Origin of the sequence: Xenorhabdus sp. TH1, from assembly GCF_037260955.1 — a bacterium.
GTDB classification, from domain to species: domain Bacteria; phylum Pseudomonadota; class Gammaproteobacteria; order Enterobacterales; family Enterobacteriaceae; genus Xenorhabdus; species Xenorhabdus griffiniae.
Genome location: NZ_CP147734.1, coordinates 1700461 through 1719769, shown reverse-complemented (window position 1 = coordinate 1719769; position 19309 = coordinate 1700461). Strand labels below are relative to the sequence as shown.

Sequence of the window (19309 nt, the reverse complement as noted above, 5' to 3'; positions counted from 1 at the left end):
ATATTATTAATGACTCTAAAGAGGCAAACTATGCTGTATTTTCCTGACAACCTGGATCACGACGAAACGGATAAAAAAACACTTAACACGCACTGTCTGGATGAGCAAGAATGGCAAGCACTGCTCAACCAGTTTATTTTCGGTGTCGGTGACGAAGATCTGGCCGGACTGGAAACGGAAATTGCTAGTGACCCTGTCGCTTATTGTCTGCGCGAATTAAACAAACCCATGCGCGAACTAACGGAACTTGAAAGTCAGTTCTCCTCCGTGATTATCCCAGAATCTCCGGTTGATGCTGGGGCATATACCCAGTATCTGAGCGAAAATATCCTCAATCAGGTTGTGCCTGTATCATCACCGGCCTTTGTCGGTCACATGACATCGGCTCTCCCCAAACATTTGCCTGCTCTTGGCAAGATAGTAACAGCCCTGAATCAGAATCTGGTCAAACTGGAAACATCGCATATTTTAACTGCGCTGGAACGGCAGGTTCTGGGTATGATGCACAAGCTGGTATATCACGGTGATGAAACTTTCTATAAACAGTGGCTTCACAACAGTGATCATGCGCTGGCGACCTTCTGTTCTGGTGGAACCGTGGCTAATTTAACCGCCATGTGGGCGTGCCGAAACCAGCTTATGCCCGCCGACGGGGAGTTTGCTGGTCTGGCACGTGAGGGATTAGCCAGGGGGCTGATACATTATGGCTATAGTGGCTTAGCTATTTTGGTATCGGAACTCGGACACTATTCGCTGAAAAAAGCGGTGGATATTCTTGGATTAGGGCAGGATGCCCTGGTAAAAGTGGATGCCGACAGAGAGGGGCGGATCAGCATTGATGCTCTGCTCACACAATTGCAAAAGCTGCGCCAGCGCAATATCAAGCCTATGGCGATTGTCGGAATAGCTGGCACCACAGAAACCGGTGCCATTGACCCGCTGGATCTTCTGGCGGATATCGCTGAACAGGAACAGTGTCATTTTCATGTCGATGCCGCCTGGGGCGGAGCGAGCTTGTTGTCCGAACGCTACCGGCACTTATTTACGGGTATCGAACGTGCTGATACCGTCACGATCGACGCACATAAACAAATGTATGTGCCTATGGGAGCAGGTATGGTGTTGTTCCGTCAGCCTACCCTGACCAACGCCATCGCCCAACATGCTAATTATATTGTACGCAAGGGGTCAAAGGATCTGGGGCGCCATACTTTGGAAGGTTCACGCAGTGCAATGTCGCTGATGTTACATAGTAACTTCCACTTGCTTGGCCGCCAAAGATTGGCTGGCCTGATCGATGCAAGCATCGAGAAAGCACAACAATTCGCCAATCTCATCCGCCAGCAAGAAGATTTCGAGTTGATCAGTGAACCACAGCTTTGCCTGTTGACCTACCGATACGTGCCGCCAAAGGTATTACAGGCACTACGGGAAAGTTCAGGCCAGGTGAAACAGCAATTGCATGAAGCAATTAATGCACTGAACCAGAATATCCAAGCGGTGCAGTGGTCCGCCGGAAAATCTTTTGTCTCACATACCAGTCTCAAACCCGTGCAGTGGGATCGACAGCCCACAACCGTTTTGCGGGTCGTGCTGGCAAATCCTCTGACCACGTTGGCAATACTCGAAAATATGCTTGAAGAGCAGCGTCAGCTAGCACAACAAAGCCCGTTTTGGCAAACGCTACACAACTTAATTTGTTGAGTATACCAATCTCACTTCAAGATGCGTCTTATATCTCCCCGCTAAGCGGGGAGAAATCAGGTTTCATATCGTGTTGTCAATGGCAAACTCCCTATCACCATACTTATATCAATATTTTTTATACAAAAAATCAAAAATACACAAATCCCTTCTTTTTATAACAAAAATTAAAAAAACAAAGCATCCGTTTATGAAAGAGTTAGTTAACCAATCATATTCTAGCGTGCAGCTCTGTTACATAACTCAAATTAAATTGATTAGTCCAGCTAATTAGTATCACAAGCAGGAGTTAAGCAATGCCTATGTCACGCAATAGTAGCAATAATATAAAATTCCCACTCAATTCTTCCCAGCAAGTCGTCTGGCTCAGCCAGCTCTGCCGCCCCCATAGTATCTGCTATAACTTAGGTTCAGTGCTCCTTGTTGAGGGAAAGTTGGATGACGCACTGTTAGTACGCGCTATTGAGACCGTTGTTTGTCGCCATGATGTATTGCGTTTACGACTCGTTAAAACTGAGGAATTACCACAGCAAGCACTCACCGATGCTTTGCCTGTATCCGTGACAATCCACGATTTTTCAGATCATGACAACGCAGAAGAACAAGCTGAACAATATATCCGTACTGCCTTCAAGCGGCCGTTTGATTTGTACAGTGAACTATGGCGTTTTGCCCTGTTACGGGTAAGTGATAACCGTTGGTACTGCCAGTTTTGCTGTCATCATCTTATTGGCGATACGACGACGTTAAGACTGATTTCCGCAGAAATAGCCAATACGTATACTCGGCTCAGCAGAGGAAAGAAATTGCCAAAAGCGGCGCCCTCTTATCTCGACTTTATTCATGAAGATAACGCCTATTTAAACTCAAAACGTTATCAGCAAGATCAGCAATTCTGGTCAGAGCGCTATAAAAATTTACCGCCCGCCTTAATTCAGCCCGCAAATTTAGAGAAAACAGCAGATGATGAACATGCCGAGCCGCTAACCTGGCCACTGGATAAAACGCTTTTCCAGCGAATAGAAGACACCGTCGCTACACATGGATTGTCTGTCCTGCATTTTATGTATGCCGCACTGGCCTGCTATTTTTCACGCACGGCTTACTCACTGACAGAAGATGAAGATATTGTTATTGGCATTCCTGTAGATAACCGTAAAAACAGCCAACAAAAACATACGGCAGGGATGTTTTCATCGGTGATCCCAGTCGGGATCACCGTTTCGCCCCATGACACTTTCCTTGATGTGATGGGGAAAACAGCAACAGAATTAAGGCGTTGCTACAAACATCAACGTTTGCCACTCTCGGAAATCAACCAGCTCACACAAATCCAGCAGCAGACCGGACGAACCCAGTTATTCGATATCATGCTGTCATTTGAACAGATAGACGTGAACGCCGATATCCCCAATGCCACACTCAAATACTCAAAAATACAACGTGGCGCCCCATTCCCGCTTGTTATTGCGCTTCACCAATATGCTTTCGCTAACAGCGAGGATGAGCAGAAACTGGTCACACTTGAGTTTAATTTTTCCCCCAATTATCTGAGCCGTGCTGAAGCGACAGCCCTCCAGTCACGTCTTATGGTGTTAATCGAAGCCGCCCTGACGTCTTTGGAAACCCCGATCCGATGCTTACCGCTATTACCGCTAACAGAGCAGCAACAATTACTGGTGGATTTCAACGCCACACAGACGGATTTCCCCCAAGAGACATTGATCCATCAATTGATCGAAGCACAAATTGCTAAAACACCCAATGCAACCGCTGTCGTGTTTGCCGAGCAATCCCTGAGCTATGACGAGCTTAACCGCCGTGCCAACCAACTGGCCCATTATCTGATTGAGTTGGGCGTGCGGCCGGATGATCGGGTAGCAATTTGTGCTGAGCGCAGTCTGGACGCTATCGTGGGTTTACTGGGCATCCTTAAGGCCGGTGGTGCCTATGTGCCGCTTGATCCGACCTATCCTACCGAACGGCTGGCTTATATGCTGGACGATGCCACCCCAGTGGTGTTACTCACCCAAACCGCACAATGCGACAGATTGCGCGACAGCGTCCCTGCTACGGTGCCGGTCATCGTGCTTGATGCGCAGGAAACGTTATTCGAGGCACAACCGACTCACAACCCGCAAGCCCATGCATTGGGGCTAACATCACGCCATCTGGCTTATGTGATTTACACCTCCGGCTCAACGGGGCAACCTAAAGGTGTGATGGTCGAACATCGCAATGTCCTGCGTCTTATCATTAACAGTGGCTTTGCTGAGATTGGCCCTGACGACTGTATTGCCCATTGCGCCAATGTCTCATTTGACGCCGCCACCTGGGAAGTGTGGGCGGGGCTGGTGCATGGTGCGCGCATTGTGCTTATCCCGGAAAAAGTCTTGCTCCAGCCCACGCTGTTTGGTCAGTGTCTGTCATCGGAAGGTGTCAGTGCCCTGTTCCTGACCACCGCCCTGTTTAACCAATACGCGGATCTCATTGGGCCATCCCTCTCTGGCTTACGCTATGTCCTGTTCGGCGGTGAACAGGCGGATAACCGTCCGGCTATTCGTCTCAGAACCGAGCATCCCCCCACACACTTACTGCATGTGTATGGGCCAACCGAGACAACCACGTTTGCCACCGCCTATGAAATTCCTGTTATGGAAAACGAGGACGTTGAAGGTAAAAGCAGAAAGCTCCCCATTGGCCACCCCATCGCGAATACCCAAATTTATATTTTGGATACGCAGGGTCAACCCGTTCCTATCGGGGTAGCAGGTGAAATCCATATTGCCGGTGACGGCGTAGCCCGCGGTTACCTGAACCGACCTGAACTGACCGCCGAACGCTTCCTGCCCGATCCGTTTTCTTCAGAGCCAGATGCCCGCATGTACAAAACCGGCGACCTGGCCCGCTGGCTGCCCGAGGGTAATATTGAATACCTTGGCCGTAATGATTTTCAGATCAAGTTGCGGGGCTTCCGTATCGAACTGGGGGAAATCGAAGCCAAACTGAGGCAATGTGACGGCGTACGCGAAGCGGTCGTGCTGGCGCGCGAAGATGAACCCGGCCAGAAACGGCTGGTGGCCTATCTGCGTCCACAGGAGGGAGTTGAACTGGTGCCGGCTGAACTGCGCCAGCAACTGACTCAGCACCTCGCTGACTATATGTTACCCAGTGCCTTTGTTACCTTGGACACCTTTCCATTGACGCCCAATGGTAAACTCGACCGTCACGCTCTGCCTGCACCTGATTTATCAGCAATCGTCGCTCGCAGCTATGAAGCGCCCATCGGTGAAATAGAAACCGCTCTGGTTCAAATTTGGCAAGAGTTGTTGAGCCTGGAACAAGTCGGTCGTCACGATCATTTCTTCGAGCTCGGTGGTCATTCCCTGCTGGCTACCCAATTAGTGGCACGGGTTCGCCAATTATTAGCGCGCGAGTTGCCGTTACAGCAACTTTTCGAGCAACCGGTTTTAATGCAATTGGCTCAAACGCTCACAAGCGCTTCGACAATGGCACAGATCGTGATCCCGGTCGCTGAGCGCAGCCAGCCATTGCCCCTGTCCTTTGCTCAACAAAGGCTCTGGTTCCTCGGTCAACTCGATCCGGCTGCCAGCCTGGCTTACCATATTCCTGTAGCATTGCGCCTGACTGGGCCGCTTAATCGCCCAGCCTTAACTTGTGCATTCAACCAATTAATCGCCCGCCATGAAAGTTTGCGTACCCGCTTTACGCTGGTTGCCGGCCAACCTTGCCAGCACATCGATTCGGCGGATATCGGTTTTACCCTGACTTATCAGGATCTGCGTTCATTACCCGCTGAAGCACAGAGCAATTGTATTGCGGAATTAACGGCACGCGATGCTCAAACGCCTTTTGACTTTACCCAAGGCCCGCTGCTACGGGGTCATTTACTGCAACTGACCGATGAAGAGCATATATTGCTATTTACCCAGCATCATATTATCACTGATGGTTGGTCCGTCGGTGTGCTGATGCATGAGCTCAATGTGCTTTATCGCGCTATCCTTGATGGTCAAGACGCACCCTTACCGCCCCTGCCGATCCAGTATGCCGACTATGCCGTCTGGCAGCGCCACTGGCTGCAAGAGGAAGAGGCGGCGTTCACGGCACAACGTGATTTCTGGTGCACCCAGCTTGAAGACGCACCGGCCTTACTCTCCCTCCCAACCGACCGGCCGCGTCCGGCAGTACAATCCTTTGTTGGCAGCCGAGTCCCTGTGCACATTGAAGCAGGCTTATTGGACTCACTGAAAAAACTGGGATTGCGCCATCACACCACCTTGTTTATGACGGTACTCAGTGCCTGGAGTCTGGTACTGGCCCGACTTAGCGGGCAGGATGATATCGTTATCGGCACCCCTGTCGCTAACCGTCCGCATCATGAATTGGAAGGGTTAATCGGTTTCTTTGTTAACACACTGGCTTTACGTATTACCTTCAATAATGATCTCAGTGTGGCCGATTTACTGGCCCAAATTCGGGAGCGGGCACTGGCCGCCTATGACCATCAAGATTTGCCCTTTGAGCAGGTGGTGGAAGCGCTCCAGCCCGAACGCAATCTTAGCTACAGCCCAATATTTCAGGTGATGCTGGCCTTAAATAACACCCCCGCCCAGTCGTTGGCATTGCCCGAGATCCAATGTACGCCCATTGAACAAATGCACCCCAGCGCTCACTTTGATCTGACCTTGTCACTGACCGAAACCGAAGCCGGTTTAGTCGGTGAGCTGGAATATGCCAGCGATTTATTCGATGCCGCCACGGTTGAGCGGATAGCTGGTTATTTCAACAATGTGCTAACCGCCATGGTGGCAGATGACGCCCAACTCATTGCCACGTTACCAATGCTACCCGCATCAGAACGGCAACAACTGCTGGTGGATTTTAATGCCACTCAGACCGATTTCCCGCAAAACGCGCTAATTCACCAATTGTTTGAAGCGCAAGCCGCACAGTATCCCGATACCCTTGCAGTGATCTATGAAGACCAGACATTGAGCTATGGTGAATTAAACTACCGTGCCAATCAATTAGCCCATTATCTGATTACGTTGGGGGTGTGCCCTGATGATCGAGTTGCCCTCTGTACCGAGCGTAGTCTGGAGATGGTGGTCGGCTTACTGGCTATCCTTAAAGCCGGCGGGGCTTATGTGCCGCTTGATCCCGCTTATCCGGCCGAACGACTGCTCTATATGCTGGAAGATGCGGCACCCGTGGCTTTACTGACCCAATCGGTACTAGCCCAGTCAAAGTGGCTCGCTCAGTTTAATACCCTACCCACCGTCTTGCTGGATAACCCTGAACCGTGCCTGTCAACTCAACCTACCGGCAATCCAGACGCGCAGGCATTGGGTTTGGCATCACATCATCTGGCCTATGTGATTTATACTTCTGGTTCGACCGGTCAACCGAAAGGGGTAATGATCGAACATTTTAGCCTGTGCAACTTGATCGCCACCCAACAACATGTGCTGGCACTGACCCCAGATAGTCGCGTCTTACAGTTCGCTTCAAACAGTTTCGATGCCTGTATTTGGGAATCTTGTATGGCTTTAATGGCAGGTGGACGTCTCTATCTGGCCAAACGAGCCGATCTGCTGCCCGGAGCCCTACTATCCAGCTACTTAACCGAGCAGGCTATCAGCCATGTTCTCTTGTCACCCACTGCGTTAGCCGCGATGGATTCCCTGCCCGATACCCTGCAAACCTTGCTGGTGGGGGGAGAGGCGTGTCCGTCAACTCTGGTCAAACGCTGGTCACCTGGGCGGCAAATGCTTAATGCCTATGGGCCAACGGAAATCACGGTCTGTGCCACACTCTATCCCTGTGTTTCCTCCACAGAGGATAATCCGCCACCGATTGGCCGCCCAATCGCTAATACCCGGATTTATATTCTGGATGCACACGGCCAACCCGTTCCGCGCGGTGCGGCGGGGGAAATTTATATCGCCGGTGTCGGTGTGGCGCGTGGTTATCTCAATCGCCCTGAACTCACCGCTGAACGCTTCCTCGCTGACACATTCTCTGCCACCCCCAATGCGCGGATGTACAAGACTGGTGACCTCGGCCGCTGGTTGCCCGATGGCAATATCGAATATCTCGGTCGCAATGATTTTCAGGTCAAATTGCGAGGCTTCCGTATTGAGTTAGGGGAAATCGAAACTAAACTCACGCAATGTGGCGGGGTACGTGAGGCGGTGGTCATTGCTCGCGAAGATGAAACAAATCAGAAACGACTTATCGCCTATCTGCTGCCAAAGGAAGGAGCTGAATTGGTGCCCGCTGAATTGCGTCAGCAACTCGCCCAACACCTTGCTGACCATATGCTACCCAGTGCCTTTGTCACACTGGACGCCTTTCCTCTAACGTCAAACGGAAAACTAGACCGTCAGGCCTTGCCTGCCCCCGATTTATCGGCAGTCGTTACTCGCAGCTATGTTGCGCCCATTGGTGAAAGAGAAACTACCTTGGCGCAAATTTGGCAAAAACTATTGGGATTGAAACAAGTCAGCCGCCATGACCATTTCTTTGAACTCGGCGGCCATTCGCTGATGATTATCAGCCTGATCGAAGAACTGCGCAATCTGGGTTGGCAACTCCATGTTCGCAGTGTATTCGCCGCCCCAATCCTGAACGATATGGCTCAAGCTATCCAGCGTGATGCCAATACCTTTATCGTGCCACCCAATCTTATTCCTGAACGCTGTACGGCTATCACTCCTGATATGTTGCCATTGGTTTCGCTTTCCCAAGCTGAGATTAATGCCATCGTTGATACCGTTTACGGCGGGGCGAGTAATGTACAGGATATTTACCCACTGGCCCCGTTGCAGGAAGGGATCCTGTTCCATCATCTGTTACAGACACAAGGTGATGCCTATTTATTACGGATTGTACTTGCCTGTGATACTCGCGAATATCTTGATGCTTTTCTGGCAGCTTTGCAGCAAGTTATTGATCGTCATGACATCCTGCGCACCGCAATTTATTGGCAAGGACTGGAGCAGCCGGTGCAGGTGGTCTGGCGTCAGGCATTAATGACTGTCGATGAACTCACCCCGATCTCGACGGATGATATTCCAGCGCAGTTACTGGCTCACACTGATCCACACCAGCATCGTATTAATTTGAACCAGGCGCCCCTCTTTGCCGCCGATATCGCCCATGATCCCGCACAAAATGAGTGGTTGCTGGCCCTGCGCTTCCATCATCTGGTCAATGACCATATGACCTCAGATCTGATTTTCGCCGAGATTGTCCAGATATTACAGGGTAACGCTAAAACATTGCCGCCCACGCTACCCTACCGCAACTTTATTGTCCAAACATTAAGCACACCAGCGGCAGAACATGAAGCCTATTTCCATAGCCAACTGGCGGATATTGATGAACCCACCTCCCCCTTTGGGATACTCGGCGTACCCAACGATAACAGTGCCATCAACGAACATAGCCTGCTGCTTGACCCCACATTGGCAAAAGCAATCCGCGCTCAAGCGCGTCGGCTGGGTGTCAGTGCCAGTGTGCTGTTCCATGTGGCCTGGGCGCAGGTATTGGCCCACACCAGCGGCCGCGATGACGTGGTATTTGGCTCCGTACTGTTAGGTCGTCTGCAAGGCGGTGCAGGGGCTGATCGCATACTGGGGATGTTTATCAATACGCTTCCCCTGCGTATTTCTCTGGGCGAGCGCACGGTACAGGAAAGCGTGCAGGAGACCTATCAGAATCTGACCACTTTGCTGGAGCATGAGCAGGCCCCGTTAGCGCTGGCCCAACGGTGCAGTGGCGTGGCACCACCATTGCCGCTGTTCAGCACCCTGCTCAATTATCGCCATAGCCAGGCTGATAAAGGGGAAACCAATGATACCATATGGACAGCAATGCACCTGCGCCTGGTTTCGGCTGAGGAACAGACCAATTATCCTATTACCCTGTCAGTCGATGACTTTGGGGATGATTTCCAACTGACCGCCCTGACCGTCACGGATATTGCGCCCGAACGTATCAATACCTACCTGACCACAGCCATCAGCGGTTTGATCGATGCCCTGGTTCATCACCCGCAACAAGCGCTTCGGGCTATCCCTATCTTACCGAAAGCAGAACGGCAACAAGTGCTGATAAACTTCAACGCCACTCAAGCCGATTTCCCGCGAGAGGCGGTGATCCACCACCTGTTTGAGGTGCAGGCTGCCCAGCATCCCGACGCGATTGCCGTTGTTTTTGAGGGGCAAACGCTCAGCTATGGTGAGTTAAACAGCCGTGCCAATCAGCTAGCCCATTACCTGATTACATTGGGGGTACGTCCAGATGATCGGGTCGCCCTCTGTGTCGAACGCAGTCTGGAGATGGTGATCGGCTTACTGGCTATTCTTAAGGCCGGTGGCGCCTATGCCCCACTCAACCCAGACTACCCGACTGAACGGCTGGCCTATATGCTCAATGATGCCGCACCGGTGGTGTTATTGACCCTGAAAACCCAACTCAACAAGCTGCCCAATACCGTACCGACGGTCTTACTTGATCCTTTATTTGACCATAAGCAGCCGATATGGGCCACCCAGCCAACGAATAATCCTGACGCACTGGCATTGGGGCTGACACCCCGTCATCTGGCCTATGTGATTTACACGTCAGGTTCAACCGGACAACCCAAAGGCGTGATGGTTGAGCACCGCAATGTCGTTAGCCTTATCATCAATAATGGTTTTGCCGATATAGGATCTGACGACTGTATTGCCCATTGCGCCAATGTCTCATTTGATGCCGCCACGTGGGAAGTGTGGGCGGGTCTGGTTCATGGGGCGCGTATTCTGCTCATCCCGGAGAAAACCTTGCTGCAACCGACCCTTTTTGGCCAGCGTCTGTCAACGGAAGGGGTCAGTGCCCTCTTTCTGACTACCGCCCTGTTTAACCAATATGCAAACTTGATTGGGCCGGCCTTATCCGGCTTACGGTATGTCCTTTTTGGCGGGGAACAGGCGGATATCCGTCCGGCCATTCGCCTCAGAACTGAGTTCCCTCCCAGACACTTACTGCATGTGTATGGACCAACGGAAACCACCACGTTTGCCACCAACTATGAAATTCCAACCAGGGCAGATCAGGATGTTGATAGTAAGCTCCCGATAGGCCACCCGATTGCGAATACCCAGATTTATATTCTGGATACGCAAGGACAACCAGTTCCTGTCGGTGTAGCGGGGGAGATCCATATCGCCGGTGACGGCGTTGCCCGCGGTTATCTGAATCGTCCTGAACTCACCGCCGAACGCTTCCTGACTGATCCGTTCTCTTCAGAGCCAGATGCCCGCATGTACAAAACCGGTGACCTCGGTCGCTGGTTGCCCGATGGCAATATCGAATACCTCGGCCGCAATGATTTTCAGGTTAAACTGCGCGGATTCCGTATCGAACTGGGCGAAATCGAGGCCAGACTGACCCAATGTGACGGCGTGCGTGAAGCCGTGGTATTGGCTCGCGAAGATGAACCCGGACAAAAGCGACTGGTAGCCTACCTGCTACCGCAAGAAGGCATTGAACTGGTTCCGGCTGAGTTACGACAACAACTCGCCCAGCATCTGGCTGACTATATGTTACCCAGTGCCTTTATCACGCTGGATGCTTTCCCGCTCACCCCCAACGGCAAACTGGATCGTCGGGCTCTGCCGGCACCGGATTTATCCGCAGTGGTCACGCGCCGCTATGAAGCCCCCGTGGGTGAAACAGAAATCATCCTGGCCGAGATTTGGCAAGATCTGCTCGGACTGGAACATGTCGGCCGTTACGATCACTTCTTCGAACTCGGTGGCCATTCCCTGCTTGCCATCCAATTGGCAGCCCGCATTCGTCAACAATTGGCACGCGAGTTACCGTTGCAGCAACTCTTTGACCAACCGCTTTTGCGCGATCTGGCTCACTCGCTGGCTGATGCGTCAACCACCACACAGGCCACCATCCCTGTCGCTGACCGTCACCAACCACTGCCCTTGTCCTTTGCTCAACAACGTTTATGGTTCCTCGCTCAGCTCGATCCAGCGGCTAGCCTGGCCTACCATATCCCGATGGCGTTGCGCTTGACCGGACAACTTAATCGCCCAGCCTTAACCCGTGCCCTTGACCTTCTGGTCGCCCGCCATGAAAGCCTGCGTACCCGCTTTGTGCTGGTTTCCGGCCAGCCTTGCCAGCAAATCGATCCGGCTGATAGGGGTTTTCCCCTGTCTTACCAGGATTTGCGCGCATTAACGCCAGACGCCCATAGCAACCGTATCGCGGAATTAACCGATCTCGAAGCCCAAACACCGTTTGACCTGACTCAAGGCCCGCTACTGCGGGGGCATTTGCTGCAACTGGCCGATGAGGAACATATCTTGCTGCTCACCCAGCATCATATTATCTCTGATGGCTGGTCCATCGGCGTATTGCTGCGTGAATTCAGCGCCCTTTACCGCGCCGCCCTCGACAGCCAAGATGATCCCTTACCACCCTTGCCGATTCAGTACGCCGACTATGCCGTCTGGCAGCGAGAATGGTTACAAGAAAGTGCCATTGCGAAACAACGCGACTTCTGGTGTTCCCAGCTTGAAGGTGCGCCGGCTTTATTGACATTGCCAACCGACCGACCCCGCCCAGCGGTGCAGTCCTATGTTGGTAGCCGGCTCCCTGTCAATGTTGATGCAGACTTATTGACTTCGCTTAAGCGTCTTGGACAGCGCCATCGCACCACCTTATTTATGACCGTACTCAGTGCCTGGAGTATCGTATTGGCTCGGCTGAGTGGACAGGCGGATATTGTCATCGGCACCCCGATTGCTAACCGCCCACATCATGAACTGGAAGGATTAATCGGGTTCTTCGTCAATACACTGGCCTTACGTATCACGCTGGATAATTCCAGTAGTGTTGCTGACTTGCTCGCCCAAGTGCGGGAACACGCTTTCGCGGCCTATTCTCATCAGGATCTGCCCTTTGAACAGGTGGTGGAAGCGCTCCAGCCTGAACGCAACCTGAGTTACAGCCCCATCTTCCAAGTGATGCTGGCCTTAAACAACACGCCACAACATATCTCACGACAAGCGTTAGCGTTACCTGAGCTACAACTCACCCACATTGAGCAGGAACACTATAGTGCTCACTTTGATTTGACCTTGTCATTGGCCGAAAATGAGGACGGCCGCCTGGTCGGTGAACTGGCCTACGCCACTGACTTATTCGATGCCACGACCATTGAGCGTTTGGTTGGTTACCTGACAAATGTGTTGACCGCTATGGTGGCGGATGAGACACAACTTATTGGTGCCCTGCCCCTGCTGCCAGAATCGGAGCGGCGGCAACTGTTGATGGAATTCAATGCCACCCAGCAGAACTTCCCACAAGACGCGTTGATCCACCAACTAGTTGAAGCGCAGGCCGCACAACATCCTGAAGCTATCGCCACTGTATTTGAGGAACAAACGATCAGCTATGGTGAATTAAACCGCCGTGCCAACCAGTTAGCCCATCACCTGATTGGGTTGGGGGTACGTCCTGATGATCGGGTTGCCATTTGTGTCGAACGCAGCCCGGAAATGGTGATTGGCCTGCTGGCTGTCCTTAAGGCGGGAGGGGCTTATGTCCCGCTTTCCCCCACTTATCCGCCCGAACGGCTGGCCTATGTGCTGAACGATACCGCACCGGTGGTCTTACTGACCCAGACGTCACTACTTGACAGGCTAGGCACCCGCCTGCCACATGTGTTACTTGATGCTCTGGTTTTCGACAAGGGGACAGAAGATAACCCTGATCCACAAACGCTGGGGCTGACTTCACATCACCTGGCCTATGTGATTTATACCTCTGGCTCAACGGGTCAACCCAAAGGCGTCATGGTTGAACACGCCGGATTCAGAAATTACCTGCAATGGGGGCTGAGTTATTATGTCACGACCAGACCGACCGACAGTATCGTGTCATCCCCGTTTGCGTTTGATGCCACCGTCTCCAGCCTTTATTTACCCCTGCTGTGTGGCGGCAAACTACACCTTATCCGTGAAGGTCAGACGCTGACTGAATTGGTGCCCGCATTGTTATCCCCCTCAATGGCACCCACCACTCTGGTTAATGTCACCCCAACCCATTTCGCGGCAATAGGTAAGGGATTACTAACAGAAAAACGGACGTGTCCTGCCCGTTGCTTCATCGTCGGCGGGGAGGTACTTCCCCAATCCGTCGTTGCACTTTGGCGTGAGCTGTCACCAGAATCACGCATTATCAACGAATATGGCCCCACTGAAACGGTGGTGGGTTGCATCACGTTTGATACCCGCCATCAGGCAAGTATCGTTGACAACATTCCTATCGGAAAACCGATCGCCAATACCCAGATTTATATCCTGGATGCCCTGGGACAGCCGGTGCCTCTTGGGGTAGCCGGTGAGATTTACATTGGCGGTGCGGGTGTGTCCCGCGGTTACTTCAACCTACCGGAACTGACGGCAGAACGTTTTATTTCCGATCCTTTTTCAACCGCGCCAAATGCCCGCCTGTACAAGACCGGTGACCTCGGTCGCTGGCTGCCCGATGGCAATACCGAATACCTTGGCCGCAATGATTTTCAGGTCAAACTGCGGGGCTTCCGCATTGAATTGGGGGAAATCGAGGCAAAACTGGAACAATGTCATGGCGTGCGCGAAGCCGTGGTATTGGCCCGTGAAGATGAGCCAAATCAGAAACGGCTGGTAGCCTATCTGCGACCACGGGAGGGCGTGGAGCTGGTGCCGGCTGAACTGCGCCAGCAACTCGCCCAACACCTTGCCGACTATATGTTACCCAGCGCTTTTGTCACGTTGGCCTCTTTCCCTTTAACGCCCAATGGCAAACTTGACCGTCAGGCTTTGCCTGCTCCCGATTCATCCGCCATTGTGGTACGCCATTATGCAAGCCCTGTCGGTGAGATGGAAATTACCCTCGCCCAGATTTGGCAAAAATTATTGGGGCTGGAGCGAGTTGGGCGCCATGACCACTTCTTCGAACTCGGTGGCCATTCACTGATGATTGTCAGCCTGATCGAAGAACTGCGCAATCTGGGCTGGCAGCTCGACGTTCGCAGTGTTTTCGTCGCCCCTGTCCTGATTGATATGGCGCAGACTGTCCGGCGTGATGCCAACACCTTTGTCGTGCCCCCCAATCTCATCGCTGAAGAGTGCACAGACATTACCCCCGCCATGCTGCCTTTGGTTTCCCTGTCCCAGACTGAAATTGATGCCATCGTGACGACTGTTCCGGGTGGCGGCGCCAATGTGCAGGATATCTATCCCCTCGCGCCGTTACAGGAAGGGATTTTGTTCCATCATCTGTTACAGACCCAGGGGGATAATTATCTGCTGCAAAGCGTGCTCGCGTTCGATACCCGTGAGCGCCTCAATGCCTTTTTAGCGGCGTTGCAACGGGTTATCGACCGCCATGATATTCTGCGTACCGCCGTTTGCTGGCGAGAACTGGCACAACCGGTGCAAGTGGTTTGGCGTCAGGCACCGCTTAAGGTTAACATCTTCACCCCCACTACAACGGGTGACGTTGTCACCCAACTCAAGCGCCATACCGATCCACGCCAGCACCGTATCAATTTAAATCAGGCGCCCCTGTTTGCCGCCGATATCGCCCCGAATCCGGCACAGGATGAATGGCTGCTGGCGCTACGCTTCCATCATCTGGTCAGTGACCATCTGACCTTAGAGCTGATTTTGGCGGAAATCGCGCTTATCTTGCAGGGCAAGACGGAGAGGCTGCCAGCGGTACTGCCTTACCGCAACTTTATCGCTCAAACCCTGGCTACCCCGACCGCTGATCATGAGGCTTATTTCCGCACCCAACTGGCGGATATTGATGAACCCACCGCACCCTTTGGGGTGCTCAAGGTGCATCCTGACAACGACTGCGTGGCTGAGGCTCGTCTCCCTATCACCCCTGATCTGGCCAAAGCCATTCGCACGCAGGCGCGTCGGTTAGGCGTCAGCCCCAGTGTGCTATTCCATGTGGCATGGGCGCAAGTGTTGGCTCAGACCAGTGGTCGTGATGACGTGGTATTTGGCTCCGTGCTATCGGGACGTCTGCAAGGTGGTGCCGGGGCGGACCAAATACTGGGCATGTTTATTAACACCCTGCCCCTGCGCATCTCGCTGGATGGACACACGGTACAAGACATCGTGCAGGATACCTATCACAATCTGACCGCCTTGCTGGAGCATGAACAAGCCCCATTAGTGCTGGCACAACAGTGCAGTGGTGTGGAGCAACCCATGCCGCTGTTCAGTACCTTACTGAATTATCGTCATAGCGCTTTAAATGCAACAGAAGAGGTTGATGCCACTTGGACAGGCATACGTATTTTGTCCGCAGAAGAGAGCACTAACTATCCTATCTCCTTATCAGTCGATGATTTAGGGGACGATTTCCTACTCACTACCTTGACCATAACCGAAATTATGCCAGAACGCATCAACGCCTATCTGGCGACAGCTATCCGCGGTTTGGTCGATGCCTTGGTTCACAACCCGCAACAAGCAATACGGGATATCTCCATCTTACCGGCGGCGGAGCGGCAACAACTGCTGGTGGATTTCAATGCCACTCAAATGGATTTGTCACAGGAGGTGTTTATCCACCTGCTGTTTGAAGCGCAGGCCGCACAATGTCCCGACGCGATCGCTGTCGTCTATCAAAACCAGACGCTGAGCTATGGTGAATTAAACCGCCGTGCCAATCAGTTAGCCCATCACCTGATTGGGCTGGGGGTACGTCCCGATGATCGGGTAGCCATTTGTGTCGAACGTAGCCCGGAAATGGTGATTGGCCTGCTGGCTGTCCTCAAGGCCGGTGGGGCTTATGTCCCGCTTTCCCCCACTTATCCGCCCGAACGGCTGGCCTATGTGCTGGATGATGCGACACCAGTGGTATTACTGACCCAGACGTCACTACTTGACAAGCTAGGCAACCGCCTGCCGCTTGTGTTACTTGATGATCTGGTTTTCGACAAGGGTATGGAAGATAACCCTGATCCACAAACGCTAGGGCTGGCTCCACATCACCTGGCCTATGTGATTTATACCTCTGGCTCAACGGGTCAACCCAAAGGCGTCATGGTTGAACACGCCGGGTTCAGAAATTACCTGCAATGGGGGCTGAGTTATTATGTCACAACCAGACCGACCGATAGCATCGTGTCATCCCCGTTTGCTTTTGACGCCACCGTCTCCAGCCTCTATTTACCCCTGCTGTGCGGCGGCAAACTGCACCTTATCCGTGAAGGACAGACGCTGACTGAATTGGTGCCCGCATTGTTATCCCCCTCAATGGCACCCACCACACTGGTTAATGTCACCCCAACCCATTTCGCGGCAATAGGCAAGGGATTACTGGCGGAAAAACGGACATGTCCTGCCCGTTGCTTCATCGTCGGCGGGGAGGCACTTCCTCAATCCGTCGTTGCACTTTGGCGTGATCTGTCACCAGGATCACGCATTATCAACGAATATGGCCCCACTGAAACGGTGGTGGGTTGCATCACGTTTGATACCCGTCATCAGGCAAGTATTGTTGACAACATTCCCATCGGAAAACCGATCGCCAATACCCAGATTTATATCCTGGATGCCCAGGGACAGCCAGTGCCTCTTGGGGTGAACGGTGAGATTTACATTGGCGGTGCGGGTGTGTCCCGCGGTTACTTCAACCGGCCGGAACTGACGGCAGAACGTTTTATTCCCGATCCTTTTTCAACCGCGCCAAATGCCCGCCTGTACAAGACCGGTGACCTCGGTCGTTGGCTGCCCGATGGCAATATCGAATACCTTGGCCGCAATGATTTTCAGGTCAAGATACGTGGTTTCCGCATTGAACTGGGCGAAATTGAAAACCGGCTGGTTGACTGTGAAGGCGTGAGGGAAGCGGTAGTGATCGCCCGCGAAGAGGAAAACGGCGATGAGCGTCTGGTGGCTTACCTTATTCCACAACCGGACGTCACACTCAACCCCACTGAACTGCGCGAACAATTGAGTGCCAGTTTAATGGAATACATGCTCCCCAGCGCCTTTGTCACGCTGGCGTCTTTCCCACTGACTCCCAATGGCAAACTGGATCGCAAGGCCCTGCCAGCACCGGATTTATCGGCAGTGGTAGCGCAAGATTATGTCGCTCCGGTGGGCGAAATAGAAATCACCTTAGCCCAGATTTGGCAAGCATTGTTAGGCTTAGAACGCGTGGGGCGTCATGATCATTTCTTTGAACTTGGCGGCCATTCCCTGCTTGCTATCCAACTCGTCACACAGATACACCAAAAGTTAGCCCGGGATTTGTCACTACAGCAACTTTTTGACCAACCCGTTTTGATGCATTTAGCACAAACACTCACTGGTGCTTCAACAATGGCGCAGATCGTGATCCCCGTTGCTGATCGCAGCCAGCCGTTGCCCCTGTCCTTTGCTCAACAAAGGCTCTGGTTCCTCGGCCAACTCGATCCGGCGGCCAGCCTGGCTTATCATATTCCTGTGGCATTGCGCCTGACAGGGGCGCTTCATCGTCCGGCCGTAACCGGTGCATTCAACCAATTAATCACCCGCCATGAAAACTTGCGTACCCGCTTTGTGCTGGTTGACGGCCAACCTTGCCAGCACATTGATCCGGCGGATATTGGCTTCACCCTGCCTTACCAAGATCTGCGCCTATTGGCACCGCAAGCACAAGATAGCTGCATTGCGGAATTAACGGCACTCGAAGCACAGACGCCTTTTGACTTCACCCAAGAACAGCTGATCCGTGGCCATTTGCTGCAATTGGCAGACGAAGAACATGTCTTGTTGCTCACGCAGCATCATATTATTTCTGATGGCTGGTCCATTGGTGTACTGGTACATGAACTCAGTGTTTTTTACCGTGCCATCCTTGATGGTCAAGATACGCCTTTACCGCCACTGCCCATTCAGTATGCTGATTATACCGTCTGGCAACGTCATTGGCTGCAAGAGGGCGCACTCACGACACAACGTGATTTCTGGTGCACCCAACTGGCAGGAACGCCTGCCTTACTGACGCTCCCGACCGACCGGCCACGCCCGGCAGTACAATCCTTTGTTGGCAGCCGAGTTCCTGTATACGTTAATGCCGATTTATTGGACTCACTGAAAAAACTGGGACTACGCCATCACTCAACGTTGTTTATGACGGTGCTCAGTGCCTGGAGCATCGTGCTAGCCCGGCTCAGTGGTCAAGATGATATCGTGATCGGCACACCGGTTGCTAATCGTCCGCACCATGAGCTTGAAGGGCTAATCGGTTTCTTCGTTAATACGCTGGCTTTACGCGTCACCTTCAATGATGATCTCAGTGTGGCCGATCTGCTTGCCCAAGTTCGGGAGCGGGCGCTGGCGGCTTATGCCCATCAAGATTTGCCCTTTGAGCAGGTAGTGGAAGCGCTACAACCCGAACGCAATCTTAGCTATAGCCCGATTTTCCAGGTAATGCTGGCCTTAAATAATACCCCTGCCCAGTCGCTGGCATTTCCTGATGTCCAATGCGCGCCGATTGAACAAATGCACCCCAGCGCTCACTT

2 protein-coding genes (1 of these 2 cut by a window edge) are annotated in these 19309 nt (G+C 52.6%); both read left to right on the top strand.

Annotation, left to right across the window (positions count from 1 at the left end):
• The first annotated feature begins 30 nt into the window (after nt 1–30).
• Nucleotides 31–1704 carry a pyridoxal-dependent aspartate 1-decarboxylase PanP gene (panP, locus tag WDV74_RS07825; RefSeq protein WP_338885387.1) on the top strand — a complete coding sequence of 558 codons (1674 nt, stop codon included), beginning with the start codon at nt 31–33 and terminating at the stop codon, nt 1702–1704.
• A 296-nt stretch (nt 1705–2000) separates the two neighbouring features.
• On the top strand, nt 2001–19309 hold the 5' portion of the coding sequence (locus WDV74_RS07820; protein WP_338885385.1) for a non-ribosomal peptide synthase/polyketide synthase. The gene runs 5356 nt beyond the window's last position; only the first 17309 of its 22665 coding nucleotides appear in the window; it begins with the start codon at nt 2001–2003; the stop codon falls past the right edge of the window.